Source organism: Streptococcus catagoni (assembly GCF_011421425.1).
Lineage (GTDB): Bacteria > Bacillota > Bacilli > Lactobacillales > Streptococcaceae > Streptococcus > Streptococcus catagoni.
In genome coordinates, this window is record NZ_WPCW01000001.1 from 444,814 (window position 1) to 462,958 (window position 18,145).

Genomic DNA, 18,145 nt, shown 5'->3' on the forward strand with positions numbered 1-18,145 from the left:
AGGGCGACAGAGAACAAAGTAAAAATAGGAAACTGACGACGCATCGCAGATGCTAGACAGTTTATCTTTCTTACACAGTTCTCCGCCCGTATTCAGACCTATGATACTAAGGGCGTTAAGAGGACGAAGGCAAAATAGGAAGTTGACAGAAAATCCCGATTTTCTAGACAACTTATCTTTTTGACCAAGTCCTTAGCCCGAGTTCAAATGTCATGATACAGAGAGTGAATACTCTCAACCCTATCCTTTCTTTTTTAGTTTAAAATAATAAATTTAATAGAGGACATATGGACAAGAAAGCTTTTTGCTCTCAACTAACCAGCAAAGTCTAAAGTAAACTTAGAGTTCTACTAAAATAGCTTTAATCAGTCCTTTGAAATTTTCTTTGATATGTTGTGTAACTTCAACTACTTCTTCGTGATTCAATTCTGACTGGAAACCAGCTGCAAAGTTTGTAATAGCTGAAATACCAAGTACTTTCATACCTGAATGAGCAGCAACAATAACCTCTGGAACTGTTGACATCCCTACTGCATCAGCTCCCAAAGTCTTGAAGGCTCTTATCTCAGCAGGAGTTTCATAGGTAGGCCCAGTAACTCCTATATAAACACCACCTTCTAGCTTAATTCCTAGTTCTTGTGCAACCTTATTAGCTATTTGACGGTATGAAGTTGTATAGGCATCTGACATATCTGGGAAGCGTGGTCCAAATTCCTCAAGGTTTTCACCAATCAAAGGATTATTCCCTGTCATATTGATATGATCTGTGATCGCCATCAGTGTTCCAGGACCATATCCAATACCACCAGCAGCATTAGTGACCACAAGACCTTGACAGCCTAAAGCTTTCATCACCCTAACAGGGAAGGTAACAACCTCAAGAGCATTTCCTTCATAAAAATGAAAACGTCCTTGCAAGGCCAAAACCTTACGACCTGAGAGTTCTCCATAAACCAATTTTCCGGCATGACCAACAACAGTTGATTTCCCCCAGTTTGGGATATCAGCGTAATCAATAATGATGGCATTCTCAACTTCTTCTGCCAACTCTCCAAGTCCTGAACCCAGTATGAGCCCAAATTCAGGATTTGAAATCCCCTTAGCTTGTAAGAACGCCTTCGTCTCGTTAATTCTAGTCAATAACGACATAATAGTCTCCTTTTAAAAGTTATTTAGGATAAACTACTTCTCCATCTTCCTTTGTGAAAGGGCTTGGAAGTGGAACAGGTAGAATATCAAGTAGCAATTCTGATGGCCGACACAGTTTTGTTCCCTTTGAAGAAACAACAATAGGCCGGTTGATTAAAATGGGATCCTCAAGCATGGCATTGACAATCTCTAAATTAGATTTACTGAGGTCTTGCAAGTTGTGCTTTTCAAATTCAAGAACATTTGTCCTTAAAACATCTCTAACCTCACCCCCCATATCAGCTATCAACTTCAGCAAAGTGGCTCTTGATGGTGGTTTTTTCAAATATTCAATAACTTGAGGTTCAATACCAGCATGACGAATCATGGCAAGAACATTTCGTGAAGTACCACACTTGGGATTGTGATAAATGATCATTTCTTCCATAAGTCCGACCTCCTCTATTAGACTAAAGCTGACAAGAAAGATTCCCCAATCATAGCAGTATCAACACCAAAGTTCTCTGCAATAGTAGCTGAGATATCGGCAAAGTGACCCTGTGCGATGACGCCATTACCCTTGAATGAAGCTGAATAAGCTAACAAAGGAATATACTCACGGGTGTGGTCTGTTCCAACATAGGTCGGATCATTTCCGTGATCAGCTGTAATTAGCAAGAGATCATCCTCTTTCATATTGGCAATAATTTCAGGCAAACGCTCATCAAATTCCTGCAAGCAATCACGATAGCCCTCACTATCACGACGGTGACCAAATAGAGCATCAAAATCAACCAGATTGGTAAATGAAAAGCCCTTGGTAAAGTCAGGTAATTGCAAAGTCTTAAGCAAAGTATCTACACCGTGATTGTTTGATTTATTGTGCCCCATATCATTGGTAATGCCTGAACCATTAAAGATATCATTAATTTTTCCGACGGCATAAGTTGGCACACCTGCATTTGCTAAGTTATTTAAAACAGTATCTTGGAATGGAGAGACAGCGTAGTCATGACGATTGGCAGTACGAGTGAAGTTCCCTGGCGTACCTACATATGGGCGAGCAATGATACGGCCAAGTAGAGCTGGGCGCTCCAAAGTGATCGAACGAGCATATTCACAAATACGGTAGAGCTCTTCCAAAGGAATAATCTCTTCATGTGCTGCAATTTGTAATACCGGGTCAGCAGATGTGTAAATGATCAACTCGCCAGTTTCCATTTGACGAGGACCAAAGTCATCAATAACTGCTGTACCTGAATAAGGCTTGTTTGCTTCACGAATGACCTTACGGCCTGAAAACTCTTCAATTTTTGTCAAGATTTCTTCAGGAAAACCATCCCAGAAGGTATCAAAGGGTTCTGTGATATTAAGCCCCATGATTTCCCAGTGACCTGTCATGGTGTCCTTACCTAAAGAAACTTCTTCAAGTTTCGTTACATAGCCACTTGGATTATCTTCTTTAGGAACTGTTTTAAGAGGACTTTCACGTGGAATATTACCCAGACCAATTTTTGCCATGTTAGGTAGGTCTAATCCAACTCTCTCTGAGATATGACCTAATGTGTCGGATTCTGTATCTGCAGTACCTGCATTAAAAAAACGGTCAGCATCAGGAGCTGCTCCAATACCGACTGAATCTAGAACAACTAGATGAATACGATTAAATTGTGACATCGTGTCTCCATTCTAAGGGAAATTAAGAGTGGCTCCCTAGGCCCTATAATATTTTAAAATTAGGAAGGCTCAACTTGTCAGTCTAGAGCGCTTCAAGTACAGTAACTCCTGCTTTACCAGCGACAATCACCTTATCAACCATACCATTAAACAAGCCATGTTCGACAACACCAACGGTCTCATCCAACATCCTACCAAACTCAAGAGGATTTTCAATACATTTCAAGTCCAAGTCAATGATAAAGTTTTGCATATCTGTCACAAGCTTTTCACCATTTTTTATTCTAAAGCTTGGTTGGTAACCAGCTTTTTCAAAGACTCTAAAGAGACGTTCAGCACCATATTGAACAACTTCAACCGGAAGCTTAAAGGCTCCTAAATGTTCAACCATTTTGGATTCATCCACAACCCAGATGTATTCTTTAGTCGGTGTCGCAACAATCTTTTCCATTAAGAGGGCCGCACCGCCACCTTTAATACCATTGAAGTTTTTATCTACTTCATCAGCTCCATCTACGGTTAGATCAATAGAATCAATCTCATCAACTGATTTTAATGGAATCTCTAACCCTTGTGCCTGTTTTGTAGTAACACTTGAGGTTGTCACACCTACAATAGTTAAACCTTCCTCTTTCACACGGCGGCCGATTTCTTCTACAAAATAATAGGCAGTTGAACCAGTTCCCAAACCGACTGTCATTCCATCTTTAACGTATTGGGCTGCTGTGACTCCAGCCATTTTTTTTAGTGCTTCCATTGTTCCTCCTAAATTGAGTTGAGTTTCAACACCTTATTATAACATGAAAGCGCCAACTTGTTAATGAAAAGATTATTTTATCCAGCCTTCTTACAGCAAGATCTTTTAATAACAAAATCTTGCTTTCTAGCTTGACTTATTCTAAAATAAGAGGCATGAATATAACTAAAGAATTTGATACCATTACTGCTATTTCAACACCTCTTGGTGAAGGAGCTATTGGGATTGTCCGCCTGTCCGGAACCGATGCCGTAAAGATTGCAAAAAAGGTTTTTAAAGGAAAAGATTTGGAGACAGTGCCTTCTCATACCATTAATTACGGGCACATCATTGATCCTGATACTAATGCCATTGTTGATGAAGTCATGCTAAGCCTAATGCTAGCGCCAAAGACCTTTACCCGTGAAGATGTGGTAGAAATTAATACCCACGGTGGGATTGCACTTACTAATGAGATACTACAATTATTAATAAGACAAGGCGCTAGAATGGCAGAGCCTGGAGAATTTACCAAGAGGGCCTTCTTAAATGGACGGGTTGATTTAACCCAGGCCGAAGCTGTTATGGACATTATTCGAGCTAAAACAGATAAGGCAATGAATATTGCTGTTAAGCAGTTAGATGGCTCCCTTAAGCAGTTGATTGATGACACCCGTCAGGAAATTCTAAATACCTTAGCTCAAGTAGAGGTCAACATCGACTATCCCGAGTACGACGACGTCGAAGAAATGACCACTGCTCTCATGCGTGAAAAGACACAGGAATTTCAAAGCCTCCTAGAAAATCTTCTAAGGACTGCAAAACGCGGAAAGATCCTTCGTGAAGGCCTCTCCACTGCTATTATTGGCCGTCCGAACGTCGGCAAATCTAGTTTGCTTAATAACCTTTTGCGTGAAGAAAAGGCCATTGTCACTGATATAGCTGGAACTACCCGTGATGTCATTGAAGAGTATGTTAACATCAAAGGCGTACCCTTAAAATTAGTCGACACAGCCGGCATCCGCGATACCGAAGATGTCGTTGAAAAAATTGGTGTCGAACGCTCTAAGAAAGCTCTCAACGAAGCTGATTTAGTTCTACTTGTCCTCAATGCCTCAGAAAAGCTAACGGAACAGGACCGAACACTACTTGAGTTCAGTCAAGACAGTAACCGTATCATTTTGCTCAATAAAACCGACCTTGAGATACAAATTGAGAAAGATCAATTACCAGAAGATTATATTGAAATCTCTGTACTCAACAATAAAAATATTGATCAAATTGAAGATCGCATCAATAGCTTATTCTTTGATAATGCTGGCTTGGTTGAACAAGATGCTACCTATCTTTCTAACAGCCGCCATATTTCCCTAATTGAAAAAGCCCTCAAAAGCTTAGAAGCCGTCAATGAAGGCCTTGAATTAGGAATGCCAGTTGACCTATTACAGGTTGATATGACCCGAACCTGGGAAATTCTAGGAGAAATCACAGGTGACGCCGCCCCCGACGAACTAATCACCCAACTCTTTAGCCAATTTTGTTTAGGAAAATAAAAAAAGTCCTTCGGACTTTTTTTACCTGAGCCCAAATATTAAAAAGAGCCCTAATCAACTGCACCCCCAAAGTTAAACAAACAATCTAACCAATGGGAGTCAGTCCATAGCAGGCTCTCTTTTTTTATTTAATTAATTCATAGATCGCTTCAGCATAAATAGCTGCTGAACGGAAAATATTATCTAAAGGCATGTATTCATTAGCCTGGTGCATGGTATTTTCATCACCAGGGAACATAGCGCCAAAGGCAACACCACGCTCTAGTAGGCGTCCAAATGTACCACCACCAATGACTTGTTCATAACCTTTTAGTCCAGTCTGTTTTTCATAAACACTTAGTAAGGTTGAAACCAATTCATCATCCATAGGGACATAATGTGGCACATGACCATGTTTTGAAATGCTTACCTGACTGATACCCTTTAAGTTTTCTAGTCCTGCTTTTATAACATGAGCATCAAGACCCTTTGGATAACGGAAGTTAAGGGCAATGGTATTATCATTTGAAGTCTTATCAAAATGGAATACACCAGCATTCATGCTTAAGGCTCCCATTTTCTCATCAGTATAGGCTAAGCCAAGCTTTTTAGCATCAAAATCTTCATGAAGTGTAGTACCAGAAATGTTTAAGAAGGCTTGAGCAGGACCTTCAAATGAAAATTGACTAAGGAATTTAGCTAAGAGCGTTGCCCCATTGATACCAAGCTCAGGTGTAGATCCATGAGCAGACTTCCCAATGACTGTAATCTCATACAGATCATCTTTTTCTTCAATGGAACCTTCAACCTTATAGTCAGAAAGGAATTGTTCAAAGGCGGCAGAGAGAACATTTAAGGGATGAGCAGAGCTAATTAGAGCACTTGCGGATTCTGGTACCATGTTTTCACGCAGACCACCATCGAATTTATGGAGAACAAATGGACCATCATTTTCTCCTTCAAAATGGAGATATTCTGTGATATTCCCTTTTTCACCATTGATGATAGGAAACTCAGCATCTGGAGAAAAACCAAAGTCAGGATTTTCCAAGCCATTATGAGCAAAGTAATAATCCATATCTCCCCATCCAGATTCTTCATCGGTTCCAAGGACAAAACGAACTTTTTTAGAAACGGGTAAACCAAGTTCTTTTATGATTTTCAAAGCATAATAACAAGCCAAAGTTGGCCCTTTATCATCTGATGAACCACGCGCATAGATACGATCATCCTTAATGACAGGCTCATAAGGATCTGTATCCCAGCCACTTCCAGCAGGAACCACATCTAAATGCCCAAAAATCCCTAAAACTTGATCTCCTTGGCCAAATTCAAAGTCACCTGCGTAATTGTCAATATTACGCGTTTTGTAACCATCACGTTCTGCCATGGCTAAAAAATGTTCCAAAGCCTTAACTGGACCAGGTCCAAAAGGATGTTTATCATCAGCCTTTGAATCATCTCTTTCAGAATTAATCCTTAGAAGACTTATCAAATCTTCCATCATAGCTTCTTTGCGCTTGTCAACTTCAGCTTTAAAATCAATCATACATTATCTCCTTTAATATATTTCAAAACTCTAAATAAGCTTCAACTCGACGAAGTAACAACTTATTTAGTTCTTTTTTTCTGAATAGTATACCACTTTTAGTAACTATAATTAAACAGCAAATCCTCTAGCGTCGCTCAATGATTTCATCTACAGGAAGTCGGTAGCTAGGTTCTAACTTATCATCGCTATAACCAACCGTGATTAAAATTTCTGGACGGAAACGCTTATCAATACCAAGAATATCATTTGTGATTGACTTATCAAAACCTAGAATCATATTAGAAGCAATCTTCTGGTCAGTCAATGCAAGCACCAAGTTCATGGCCACGAGACCCGTATTGAAAGCTAAGTAATCACTCTTTTGATCCGGCATGAATTTATCAAAGCGTGGAGGTAAAGTCTCCATATAGTAACCAATCAAATCATCTGGCAGATATTTCCTACCGATACGGGCAATCTTGCGTGATCTCTGTGCTAGGTCAGTGTCAGAAAAGATAACAACCACATACTGTGCACCTTCCACCTGCTCCTTGTTTCCAAGAACCATATCTTTTGCTAAATCAGCCTTCTTCTCCTCAACAATAACAAACTTCCAAGGTTGAATATTATTAGCACTAGGTGCTAAGGTTGCAATTTCGATAGCTGTTCTTAAATCCTTAAAATCTACTGGCTTGTCATTAAAACGCTTAAAGGCATGCCTTTTTTTATTTAATTCGAGAAATTTCATTGTAAAACTTCCTATCTAATTTATATTGTAGAACTATTCTACCATTTTTTGAAACTGGTTTCATGTTTTTTCTTCTGCTTTAGCTTGATCGTCACCAATTTTGAAGCTATCAAGCAAAGCTACTGCTACTTTTTCAGGAATACCTAAGGTTCTAATCTCATCTACTGAGGCATTAGCAATGGCCTGCATGTTTTTAAACTGCTTGAGTAGAGCCTGCTTGCGCTTTGGACCCAGTCCTTCTATACCATCCAGTTTTGAAGCGAAGGAATTTTTACTGCGGACTTGCCTATGGAAGGTAATGGCAAAACGGTGAACCTCATCTTGAATACGATGTAGTAGGAAAAATTCTTCAGAATTCCGAGGCAATTCCACCACCTCCAAAGGATCTCCAAACAGGAGTTCATGTGTTTGGTGTTTATCATTTTTTTGCAGACCAGCAATTGGAATCTTTAGGCCTAGCTGATTTTCAATAACATCCTTAGCTACATTGACCTGTCCTTGTCCCCCATCAATAATGATCAAATCAGGCACGGCTAACTGTTCTGTTAGTAGCCTGCTGTACCTTCGAAAAATAACTTCCCTCATACTGGCATAGTCATCTGGGCCAATAACCGTTTTAATCTTAAACTTACGGTAATCTTTCTTACTTGCTTTGCCATCAACAAAGACAACCATGGCTGCTACCGGGCTGGTTCCTTGGATATTTGAGTTATCAAAGGCCTCAATCCTCCTTGGACTTTTAATCCCTAAAAGGTGACCCAAATGTTCAATGGCACCCTTGGTTTTCTTCAAATCTTTTTCCAACAAGTCAAATTTTTGCTGTAGGCTAAGTCGAGCATTTTTGGTAGCCAGTGCAACTAATTGCTTCTTTTCACCCTTTTGAGGCTTGACAATTTTACTTGCTACTATGGCTTGGACCAAGTCCGCATCAATTGTGGAAGGAATAAAAACTTCCTTAGGTAAAAAGTGCTTTTTATCCTGGTAGAATTGGCCCATATAAGTTAAGAAATCTTCTTCTGCTTCATTGTAGTAAGGAAACATATTGACATCTCTTTGGATAAGTTTCCCTTGTCTAACAAAGAAGACTTGGACACACATCCATCCTTTTTCCACGTAATAACCGAAAATATCACGATCTTGAAGATCCTTACTCATCACTCTTTGCTTGGTTCTAAGCGTAGCAATTCCTGAAATCAAATCACGGTATTCAGCTGCTCGTTCAAATTCCATCTTTTGAGAAGCATCCAGCATCTTCTCCTTTAATTGGTTAACGATTTTATCATCCTTGCCATTTAAAAACTGCTTGACGTCTTCAATCAGACCATTCCAATAGGCCTGATCCGTGTGACAGATAGTGTGGGCATTACACTGCCCCAAATGATAATAAAAGCAAACCTTGTTAAGGGGATTTTTACACTTTTTAAAAGGGAAAATCCGATCCAACAACCTTTTAACCTCAGTAGCTGTGTAAGAATCTGGATAGGGGCCAAAATAAAGACCATCTTTTTTCTTAATCTGTCTTGTAATTAAGAGACGTGGAAAGCTTTCATTTGTTATCTTGATAAAGGGATAGGATTTATCATCTTTTAATTTGATATTATACTTAGGCTTGTTTTCTTGGATTAAATTAATTTCTAAAAGCAAGGCCTCAGTATTAGAGCCAGTGACAATAAACTCAAAATCTTCTATTTCAGAAACCAGAATCTCCGTCTTAGTATCATGACTGCCTCTAAAATAAGACCTTACCCTATTGCGTAAATTTTTAGCCTTGCCTACATAGATAATACTTCCATTTTTATCTTTATGTAAATAACATCCCGGACTATCTGGAAGCAATTCCAATTTATGTTTGATCAGTTCATTCATAAGTCTTATTTTACCAGATTTCAATCATAAAAACTTAAAAAAGAGCTGGACAAGCTCAGCTCTTTTTAATCACTGTTAGTGCTAGGGGGTTAATAGCTGGGGCAAAGCTCCTGTTCTGAGAAAATAATAAAAAAAAGGCTTAAAAGTTAAGTTCTATACTTCCAAGCCTTTTAAAGTGATTAATGCTGTGATTTTATTTCTTTGGTGTATAAACTAAATGTTCATTAACAAAGGAAGTAAATCCAAGTTCACTTAGTTCACGTCCATAACCAGAGTTCTTAATGCCACCAAATGGTAATTCTGGAAGACTTGCCCAAGCTGAATTAATGAAGGACATACCTGTCTCAATCTGTGCTGCCACGCGCTCAGCATGTTCTTGATTGCTACTAAAGATGGTACCGCCTAAGCCATAGTTGGAATCATTTGCTACCTCAATAGCCTCTTCTTCACTGGCTACTTTGTAAATCTCACCAACTGGACCAAAGATTTCTTGATAATAAATAGGATTATCTTTAGTCAAACCTGAAATTATGGTTGGCATAACAAAGTTACCTGGATGATCAATTTTCTCACCACCATAAATCAATTCTGCACCCTTATCAAGTGCCAATTGGATTTGTTCTAGGACATCCTCTTTTGCTTGAGCTGATGACAAGGGAGCAAGGGTTGTTTCTGGATCCATTGGATCTCCCCATTTAGCTTCTTTGAAAATCTTAGTTAAGAGTTCAACAAAGCGATCATAGTCTTTTTCAAGTACAATAAAGCGTTTAGATGAGGTACATACCTGTCCGGCATTATACAAACGGGCAAAGTAAAGAACTTTTTCCAATTCATCCCAATCCGCATCATCTAGAATAATAAAGGCATCATCACCACCTAATTCTAGGGTTGTCTTTTTAAGATTTTTACCAGCCACTTCAGCAATTGAAGCTCCGCCACGCTCAGAACCTGTTAGACAGACCCCAACAACACGTTTGTCTTCAATAACTTTAGAGACTTGGTCATATGATACAAATAAGTTGGTAAAGGCACCTTTTTCAGCACCGGCTTCAAGTATTAGCTCCTCAAATGATTGGGCAGATCGAGGACAGATTGAAGCATGTTTCAATACCATAGGATTTCCAACAATAAAGTTTGGTGCAAAAACACGCATAGTTTGATAGTAAGGGAAATTCCAAGGTTCAACTGCTAAAACAACACCAGTAGCTTGTTTAAGATAGTAAGCTTCACCTGTATCTGTTTCTAAGGGTGTTGATTGTAGGAATTCATCGGCCTTATCAGCATAGTAATCCGCAATATCAGCACATAGGTCAATTTCACCTTGAGCTTCAGTGAAGAGTTTTCCCATATCTTTGGTCATGATTTCAGCATATTTATCGCGGTCACGACGTAAGATACTAGCAACTTCTTTTAATTGTGCTTTTCTTTCTTCGAGCCTATCTTCTTTACGCCATTTTTTGTAGAGCAGATGTGCTTCTTCTAAAACATTTTCTAATGCTTCTTCCGTCATATTATCATACTCATGAAGAACTTCATTAGTATAAGGGTAAACAGTTTTATAAGCCATAAATAAGCCTCCTTTGTATTATAATTAAAGTTTATCAAAAAGAGGAAGCGATTTCAAAAATCTGCTATGGAAATTAACTTTTCAGACTATTTTTTAGGAGCAGTTCTTGGAGCTCCTCAAAACTGCTGACCTCATAAGTTGGATTTGCCTGGCTTAAATTTTTAACACGCTTGGGATTATACCAAACAGTATCTATATGAGCCCTATTCCCACCTTGAATGTCAGCTGTTAAACTATCCCCTATCATCAAGGTCTTGGCCTTGTCAAAATGAGCTATCTGTTGCCCTATCCATTGGTAAAAAGCTTGGTCAGGTTTTTGACTAGCTGCTTGTTCAGAGATAAAAACCTTCTTGAAATAGCTTTTTATATCCGAAGCCTGCAAGCGACCATTTTGAATCTTTGTGATACCATTTGTAGCAGCATATATCTCAAAGCCAGCTTCAGATAATTTTTTTAATAGGGCACTAGCACCAGGATAGGTTTGTCCTTGACTTTTAAGGTGTTCCTGGTAGCGCTCTGCCAGATAAATCCCGTCAACGGATTGCCCAAAATAATCAAATAATCTGGCAAAACGGGTATTGACAAGTTCTGTTTTAGAAATTCTTTTAAGTTCTAAATCCTTCCACATTGCTTGATTCATTGGTTTGTAATAATCTTTGTAGGCCTGAATATCTCTTATTTGGCATTCCTTTAATAGCTCTGTCAGGGCTACTTCTTCTGCCTGATCAAAATCCATTAAGGTGTGGTCTAAATCAAATAACAAAAAGTGATAGCTCATTATCTTCCTCCTTAGTAATTAACCATATTTTTGCACATTATAACATAAAAGCATAGTAAGCAGAACTTCTCTTATAAGGCGCAAGACGTAAAAAAGCATCTGAAGCTATTAAGCCAGGATGCTTTCTTTTTTAGTAGTGTCCTTTTATGAGTTCAACTCTAGTAATAAGAGATCCGTTCATCTTATCAATTCTCAGAGCAACGTTTTTTAAATAGACTACTGCTCCTACTGAAACAGTTTCTTCTTTTTCATTTAATTTTCTCACGATAAAATCTCGCAGGACTTCATCTTTTTCAGCCTTAATTTTAGTGTGAGCCATAATATTAACCATTCTAATTTTCTGACTACCACGAACAATCATTCTGGTCGAATCATCAAAATGGATAAATAAGTAACGTCTCACAGCAAATAAAATAGCCACAGCATTAACTCCTAATAGAAATTCTACCATATCAGGATGCTCTACAATTAATTGTCTGGTCAATGCGAAAAGTAGCACTTCAATGACTGTTCCAGGGGAAGGCTTGGAGAGCATTTTAATCAGCTCGACACCAACTGCCAAAGTCATTGCTCTAGCTAGGATAAGGTTAAACAGTTGGTCACTGTCTGTCTTGCTTGACAAAAAACCGGGGAGTTCTGTTATAAGGGTAAAGGCAAAGAAAAACATTGCAGCTGTCAGTGTTAGAGCTAACAAAACTTCTAAATAATAAGCAACTTCTGTTTCCAGATCTTGTAAGTATTTTCTCACATGGTCTCCTTTTCATATGGGGTACATTTAGTTTTATTTTTTCCATGTTACCATAAAAACTGGCGTTGGAATAGTTTCTTGTTTTCCACAGCTTATTTTAAGTAGTCCTTAAACCAGTCCTTGGTTAACTTAAGATAAGCTTGACTCCCTAAGTTAGCATCAATCCGATCAAAGGCATGATTGGTGTATGGCATAATAACCAGCTTATTAGGAATCTTCTTCTTTGTCAACTGTCTCGCTAAGTCGTAGGTAGCTTCTTGTGGCACCAATGTATCTCTTTGACCAGAGATAAATAAGGTTGGTGGTGTCTTATCAGAAATTGCATTTTTAGGGGTCAGCTGAGCATATTTTTTAGGAACTTGGTCGGGACGACCACCCAGATAGGCCATGACCATGGACTTGGCAATGTCTCCCTTGACAGAGTCATTATTTTCATAAAAGCTCTTGGGATCTGCAACTGGATACAAAACAGAAACAGCATCAACCTTTGGTAATTCCACACCTAAAGATTTCTTATATTGACCCTTATTGATCTTATAAGCCAATTCTAAGGCCAAATTACCACCTGCAGAAACACCTGTTACAAAAAGATGATCGGTTGAACCACCATATTGGCCAATATTTTGTTCAACCCAGGCAAACCCCTTGGTTAGCTGGCTTTCAGTCACATCTGATAAATGACGTTTTTTACTAGATAGGTCATAATCTAGACTGACTACAACATAGCCATCTTTAGCAAAAGACTTCCAATAGTAAGAATGAGATGATCTATGACCAGCTACCCAGCCTCCACCATGGATATAAATGAGCACTGGCTTATTTTCCTTACCATCATCCACTTGATAGACGTTGAGTTTCACATCTCCAGCCTTGGAGGAAGAGTAGGTCACTGAGTCAACACTGACACCATAGGTATCTTCAGCCTGGTAAGATTTTAAAAAACTAACATCAGCTCCCAACTGATTGAGATTGGTCTGTATACTTATAACCATATAGAGCCCAATCAAAAAACTAAAAGAGGCCAAGATCGCATTTAAAATATGCCAAAACTTTTTATGATGATAGGCCAGATACACACTAATTAGAAATAAGATAAAAAGTAGAGGTAACCAGATTCTAATATAGGGAACTGTATAGTGATTGGCAATTGATCCTAAACGAGGGATAGGAAAAAGAGTGGCTAGATTAAAAAGGAAAATGATAAAGATAATCAATTCAAGAAGAAAGAAACTGACTTGCTTAAGAATTTTCATAAATAGCTCCATATTTTCTGAATTTGTTAGTAATACTAGATTATCAAAAGAAGAAAAGACATGCAAACTGAAGCCATTAAATCAAAAAAGTGAACAACCTAAATCTAGGAATTGTTCACTTTTTTATTGCTAATATGAGCAGACACCTTAGGAATGAAAGTAAGTCAAAAGGCAAAAAACTGCTATTACCAAGTCCCTAAAAGAGATTGCATGACAAGACTAATCCCACTAATAGACAGCCAGCAAAGAGCGCCTAATAAGATAGCTTGCCCTCCTGTTTTGATTAATTTAAGAAGATCCGTGTTTAAACCAATGGCTGACATTGCCATGACAATGAAAAATTTTGAGATGGTTTTTAAAACTGTAAATAGGGCCGGATGAAAACCAAGGGCACTGACTACCGTTGTTAATAGAGAAGCTAGCAAAAAGTATAAGATGAAAGCTGGAAATGCTTTTTTCAAACTAAAAGTCTTTCCCTTACTAGGATCATTTTTCTTTCTGGCCTTGAGATAGGATAGACCCAGGGTTATTGGGACAATGGCTAAGGTTCTGGTCAATTTAATAATTGTAGCACTATCTAAGGTATTAGTATGATGGATAGCATCCCATGACGCAGCTGTGGCTGTTACTGAGGAGGTATCGTTGACTGCAGTACCGGCAAAAATGGCAAAGCCCTGATTGGAAAGCCCAATAAGCTGTCCAAGGGTGGGAAAAATAAGGGCCGCTAAAATGTTAAAGAAAAAAATGACGGAAATGGCTTTTGCAATCTCATCATCTTTAGCTTCAATAACAGGAGCCGTAGCAGCGATTGCTGAACCTCCACAAATAGAAGAACCTACACCCACTAAAGTTGCTGTGTTCAGATCCAAATGAAGCCACTTTTGAAGCAGATAAGCAAGCAGCAAGGAAGTTGAAATCGTTGATAAGATGATTGGTAGTGATTGGGCACCAACAGCCATCACCTGGGTTAGGTTTAAACCAAATCCTAAAAGAACCACTGCAGCCTGTAAAATATACTTGGAGGTGAAGGCAATTCCTACTTGTGTTTTTTGTCTATTACTATAAAAAAGAGCCACCAGCATCCCAAATAAGATGGCAAAAACAGGTGCTCCGATGATGGGAAACTTCTGTCCCAATAGCCAGGCAGGTATGGCTAGTATAAGACAAATTAGTAGACCGGGTATTTTAGTTTTAAAAGCTATCATATCAGAATTCCTCTTTTCTCAAAACTATTATAGAACTTTTAAAATCACTTGTAAAATAGACTAGGAAACTAAAAGTTCAGAAAAGGAGAAAAGAGCTTTCCCCTACCACTTCAGAAAAAAGATCAAGAAAAAAAGCTTGAACCTCTTTCATATCAGTTCAAGCCTTTTTCTTTATAAAGCACCCACAATCTTATGAGGAATATATTCTGCATCTAAGAAGTCTATATCTTATTGACTGAGTTTCACATCAAATGCCCCATAAAGTCATCTAAATATTTCTCCTTGGTAACTCCAACAATTGGAGCATCAACTCCCTTTTGCCACAACCAGGCTAAAGCTAGCTGAGTCCTACCAATTCCTAATCTTTGAGCCAGCTCTGCAATCCTTTTAACAATAACCCTATCTTGCTCTTTCGTTTGATCATATTTTGATATTGCGGTCTCATCAGTTTTACTTCTGGCTGTATCCGCATTCCAATCTCTAACAACCCGTCCAGCTGCTAAGGGACTGTAAAGAACCAGAGCAACCCCACCATCCTTGCAAAATGGAATGAGTTCTCGTTCATCTTCACGGTAGAGCATATTGTAATGATTTTGCATGACAGAAAATTTTATCCAAGCATCTTTTTCTGCTACATATTGGGCTTTTTGGAATTGCTAAGCATACATAGCTGATGCACTAAGATAATGCACTTTCTCAGCTCTAATTGACCATCACCAAAGTAGACCTTACTGGCAATAATGACCTCTTCACGATCAGCAAAGTCACGAAGTGCTCTGCCCAAATACACTTCACTTGTTCCAGCAGCATAGATATTTGCTGTGTCAAAAAAATGAATGCCTAAATCAAGGGCTTTCTTAATAATCTGACGGCTTTTTTCCTCATCAAGTAACCAGCCTGAATGAAAACCCTTACTAGAATCCCCAAAACTCATACAACTCTTCAGATCAATTTTACTCTTTTAATGCCCTATCCTGCCATTAAAAGAGTCTCTCATTTCCTATTTGTCCTATCATAAACCTTAGCTCCTCTTTCAGCTTAAGAAAAAAGCTAAGAAAAAATGGTGTTTCAGAATTTTTAAGTTCTCTTTTGACTTGGGGAAATCTGCTTCCAAGAATACTTGAGCAGTCATTAGCTTATCTAGCTTCTCAAGTCCTGATAGCCTCTGCAAAAATTAAAAAGATGAAGTTATTTTCTTCACCTTTTTACATTATTTGCCAGAGAAAACTGCGAAGCGACTATAGTCTCCATATTCTTTAAAGTCAATGGCTTTTAAGATTTCCATATCGTCCCTAGAAATCATGAAATCAGTATTCATATTAGATAACATATGTTCAGGATTTTCAGTTTTTGGTAGGGCAACCATCCCCAATTGAAGAACATATTTTATACACAATAAGGCATTTGAAACCTGATATTTATTAGCCATCTCTGTAATCAGCTCATTTCCCATAGCTTGACCATGTGCAATGGGTGAATAAGCTTCTAATAAAATATCTTCTTTTCGACAATAGTCAATGAGTTCAAAGGGTGTATTACCAATATGGGTTAAGATCTGATTAACAGCTGGTTTGATCCGTCCATTTTTAGAAATATTTTCAATGTCTTCTATGAGGAAGTTGGATAGGCCAATTGTCTTCACTTTTCCTGCCATCTGTGCATCTTCAAGTGCACGCCAGTCTTCTAAATTACCAGCATCAAAGTCTTTATCAGTGGCACGCCATTCTGACCAAGGTTGGGGACTATGAATAATCATTAAATCAAGATAATCTAAGCCTAATTTTTTCAATGACTGGTCAATGGACTGAGCAGCAGCTTCATAGTTTTTATGCTCTGCTGCCACTTTGCTGGTGACAAATATTTCTTCTCTCGGGATACCTGAAAGAAAGATCCCCTTACCAACACCAACTTCATTTTTATAAGCTTGGGCAGTATCAATATGACGATAGCCTAATTTTAGAGCTTGCGAAACAATGGACTCAGCCTTTTCATCTGCAATCATCCAGGTTCCTAAACCAAGTTTTGGAATGGAATAACCACTAGCCATTTTAAGCACTCCTATCATAATGCATCCTCCGTTCTAAGCTCATTATACCATTGATCATAGAGAGCAAGTCAAGCAGAAAACTTAAAGTGCTATGAAGACAAGAAAAAGCTTCAAAGGCCTGTAAGTCTTCAAAGCTTTTTGGATGATTTGAGTTTCAATAATTGTGAGATATGCTTTTGGATTTTATCAGTAACCTCTCTTTTGCGGTAGCCAGTATAATCATGAATAAGCTGTCTCATGGACTTAAGTATGATCACCTTTTTGGCCTGGTCAATGGAGCGCAGGGATGTAATCACCTGAAAGAAATGTGTAAAAGATTTTTCATCAAAAGGAAAGGCATTAAGACTGGTTATTCCACTAGCAATCAAGCTATCAAAAAAGGAATCACAGACCAACTTGAGGTCATGCTTAGACAATTGTTTGGTCCAATCCCTGAAAGTCAGTTCCAATATGCGGCTGAGTTCAGTGGGATCTGAAACAGTCTCAAATTTACCACTTAGATCAACCTGCCAATTAGCAGTCTTATGCTGCAAGAGACCAAAGGAAAGGCTTTTGACAATTTTGGGTTTGACATCACAATAAAGCATAACCCCAACGATGGATTCTTGTGGCCTAATAACAACCAATCTATCACGGATCCTTTGATAGCCCTCTTTCATTAGAAACTCTTCGGCCAGGCCTGGTGAATCCAGCAAATAAATTTTCTTGATGGCCTTTTGTAAGTTTGGGAGCAGAAAACTTGAAGCATAAAGAGCCAAGTTCCCACCTTTGGAATGTCCACTGACAACAATCTCTTTATCAGGATTATTTTCCAAATAAGAACTTAGGTAAGAAATAGCTGACCTGTCTGCTGCCACTTCTTTCATGTAGGTTAATTTGAAGTCTTCCTTCCAGCCAATTAAGCTATCATCTGTTCCTCTAAAAACAATTTGAGTATGCTTAATAGCATCTATTTCAAAAATCATAGCAGCAAACTGCTTCTCAGATTCTAGGTCAATTTCATTGACATAATAAGACAGACTTAGGCCTTTAAAACGCTCAGACTTTCGCATCTGTCTGAAAAGCTCAATTCTCTCTTTGGTCATCAAGAAGTTATAAACCAGCTTTTTACTATCCTCAGCCTCATCAGCTAGGACCTTTTCCAAATCAATCGTCAAAGGCTTATCTTCTTTTTTCTCTACTAATTGGTCAAAAGATAAATAGCCGATCTCGTTAATAGCAACAATATCAACTTCATTTAATGGCAACACTTCAAAACTTTTTTGGCTATTATGTTGGATATAATCACTAATTGTTGGCAATTGATCCGCACCTTTCTAAAACTGATGT

Annotated in this window: 15 protein-coding genes and 1 pseudogene; 1 reads left to right on the forward strand and 15 read right to left on the reverse strand. The window is 38.4% G+C overall.

The window, feature by feature from the left end; translation table 11 throughout:
• Positions 1–339: 339 nt before the first annotated feature.
• From HBN42_RS02145 to rpiA, 4 genes are all read right to left on the reverse strand, one after another.
• Entirely contained in the window at positions 340–1,149 is an 810-nt protein-coding gene (locus tag HBN42_RS02145; RefSeq protein WP_165993269.1) for a purine-nucleoside phosphorylase, read from the reverse strand.
• Between the two features lie 19 nt (positions 1,150–1,168).
• Entirely contained in the window at positions 1,169–1,576 is a 408-nt protein-coding gene (arsC, locus tag HBN42_RS02150; RefSeq protein WP_165993271.1) for an arsenate reductase (glutaredoxin), read from the reverse strand.
• A 17-nt stretch (positions 1,577–1,593) separates the two neighbouring features.
• Positions 1,594–2,805 carry a phosphopentomutase gene (locus HBN42_RS02155; RefSeq protein ID WP_165993273.1) on the reverse strand — a complete coding sequence of 404 codons (1,212 nt, stop codon included), beginning with the start codon at positions 2,803–2,805 and terminating at the stop codon, positions 1,594–1,596.
• An 82-nt stretch (positions 2,806–2,887) separates the two neighbouring features.
• Positions 2,888–3,562 carry a ribose-5-phosphate isomerase RpiA gene (gene rpiA, locus HBN42_RS02160; RefSeq protein ID WP_165993275.1) on the reverse strand — a complete coding sequence of 225 codons (675 nt, stop codon included), beginning with the start codon at positions 3,560–3,562 and terminating at the stop codon, positions 2,888–2,890.
• Between the two features lie 155 nt (positions 3,563–3,717).
• Between rpiA and mnmE the strand changes: the two genes are divergently transcribed.
• Positions 3,718–5,094, forward strand: coding sequence for a tRNA uridine-5-carboxymethylaminomethyl(34) synthesis GTPase MnmE (gene mnmE, locus HBN42_RS02165; RefSeq protein ID WP_165993277.1), 1,377 nt, complete (start codon positions 3,718–3,720; stop codon positions 5,092–5,094).
• 124 nt (positions 5,095–5,218) lie between these two features.
• On the opposite strand, the gene pepV is transcribed toward mnmE, so the two are convergent.
• The 11 genes and pseudogenes from pepV to HBN42_RS02220 form a co-directional block, all read right to left on the reverse strand.
• Positions 5,219–6,622 carry a dipeptidase PepV gene (gene pepV, locus HBN42_RS02170; RefSeq protein ID WP_165993278.1) on the reverse strand — a complete coding sequence of 468 codons (1,404 nt, stop codon included), beginning with the start codon at positions 6,620–6,622 and terminating at the stop codon, positions 5,219–5,221.
• Positions 6,623–6,749: 127 nt separating this feature from the next.
• The gene (locus HBN42_RS02175) at positions 6,750–7,352 is read right to left on the reverse strand and encodes a nitroreductase family protein (RefSeq protein WP_165993281.1); all 603 of its coding nucleotides are present in this window, start codon (positions 7,350–7,352) and stop codon (positions 6,750–6,752) included.
• A gap of 60 nt (positions 7,353–7,412) precedes the next feature.
• Positions 7,413–9,218, reverse strand: coding sequence for an excinuclease ABC subunit UvrC (gene uvrC, locus HBN42_RS02180; protein WP_165993283.1), 1,806 nt, complete (start codon positions 9,216–9,218; stop codon positions 7,413–7,415).
• Between the two features lie 193 nt (positions 9,219–9,411).
• Positions 9,412–10,785: an NAD-dependent succinate-semialdehyde dehydrogenase gene (locus tag HBN42_RS02185; RefSeq protein ID WP_165993286.1), complete on the reverse strand. Its 1,374-nt coding sequence runs from the start codon at positions 10,783–10,785 to the stop codon at positions 9,412–9,414.
• Positions 10,786–10,858: 73 nt separating this feature from the next.
• Complete coding sequence (gene pynA / locus HBN42_RS02190) at positions 10,859–11,563, reverse strand: pyrimidine 5'-nucleotidase PynA (protein WP_165993287.1); 705 nt, start codon at positions 11,561–11,563, stop codon at positions 10,859–10,861.
• 130 nt (positions 11,564–11,693) lie between these two features.
• Complete coding sequence (locus HBN42_RS02195; protein ID WP_165993289.1) at positions 11,694–12,311, reverse strand: hypothetical protein; 618 nt, start codon at positions 12,309–12,311, stop codon at positions 11,694–11,696.
• 92 nt (positions 12,312–12,403) lie between these two features.
• Positions 12,404–13,564, reverse strand: coding sequence for an alpha/beta hydrolase (locus HBN42_RS02200; RefSeq protein WP_165993291.1), 1,161 nt, complete (start codon positions 13,562–13,564; stop codon positions 12,404–12,406).
• Between the two features lie 185 nt (positions 13,565–13,749).
• Entirely contained in the window at positions 13,750–14,769 is a 1,020-nt protein-coding gene (locus HBN42_RS02205) for a YeiH family protein (protein WP_165993293.1), read from the reverse strand.
• A gap of 228 nt (positions 14,770–14,997) precedes the next feature.
• Positions 14,998–15,703: pseudogene (locus HBN42_RS02210) on the reverse strand (aldo/keto reductase).
• 276 nt (positions 15,704–15,979) lie between these two features.
• A complete protein-coding gene (locus HBN42_RS02215; RefSeq protein WP_165993295.1) occupies positions 15,980–16,834 on the reverse strand; it encodes an aldo/keto reductase in 855 nt (284 codons plus the stop codon).
• 110 nt (positions 16,835–16,944) lie between these two features.
• Positions 16,945–18,117, reverse strand: a complete 1,173-nt coding sequence (locus HBN42_RS02220) for an Mbeg1-like protein (protein WP_165993297.1) — start codon at positions 18,115–18,117, stop codon at positions 16,945–16,947.
• Between the last annotated feature and the right edge of the window lie 28 nt (positions 18,118–18,145).

Excerpts from the sequence above, each read along its gene's own strand:
- uvrC (WP_165993283.1), bottom strand. The coding sequence starts at position 9,218 with ATGAATGAACTGATCAAACATAAATTGGAATTGCTTCCAGATAGTCCG.
- rpiA (WP_165993275.1), bottom strand. The coding sequence starts at position 3,562 with ATGGAAGCACTAAAAAAAATGGCTGGAGTCACAGCAGCCCAATACGTT.
- HBN42_RS02205 (WP_165993293.1), bottom strand. The coding sequence starts at position 14,769 with ATGATAGCTTTTAAAACTAAAATACCCGGTCTACTAATTTGTCTTATA.
- pynA (WP_165993287.1), bottom strand. The coding sequence starts at position 11,563 with ATGAGCTATCACTTTTTGTTATTTGATTTAGACCACACCTTAATGGAT.
- HBN42_RS02175 (WP_165993281.1), bottom strand. The coding sequence starts at position 7,352 with ATGAAATTTCTCGAATTAAATAAAAAAAGGCATGCCTTTAAGCGTTTT.
- HBN42_RS02155 (WP_165993273.1), bottom strand. The coding sequence starts at position 2,805 with ATGTCACAATTTAATCGTATTCATCTAGTTGTTCTAGATTCAGTCGGT.
- pepV (WP_165993278.1), bottom strand. The coding sequence starts at position 6,622 with ATGATTGATTTTAAAGCTGAAGTTGACAAGCGCAAAGAAGCTATGATG.
- HBN42_RS02200 (WP_165993291.1), bottom strand. The coding sequence starts at position 13,564 with ATGAAAATTCTTAAGCAAGTCAGTTTCTTTCTTCTTGAATTGATTATC.
- HBN42_RS02215 (WP_165993295.1), bottom strand. The coding sequence starts at position 16,834 with ATGATAGGAGTGCTTAAAATGGCTAGTGGTTATTCCATTCCAAAACTT.
- HBN42_RS02145 (WP_165993269.1), bottom strand. The coding sequence starts at position 1,149 with ATGTCGTTATTGACTAGAATTAACGAGACGAAGGCGTTCTTACAAGCT.
- mnmE (WP_165993277.1), top strand. The coding sequence starts at position 3,718 with ATGAATATAACTAAAGAATTTGATACCATTACTGCTATTTCAACACCT.
- HBN42_RS02185 (WP_165993286.1), bottom strand. The coding sequence starts at position 10,785 with ATGGCTTATAAAACTGTTTACCCTTATACTAATGAAGTTCTTCATGAG.
- arsC (WP_165993271.1), bottom strand. The coding sequence starts at position 1,576 with ATGGAAGAAATGATCATTTATCACAATCCCAAGTGTGGTACTTCACGA.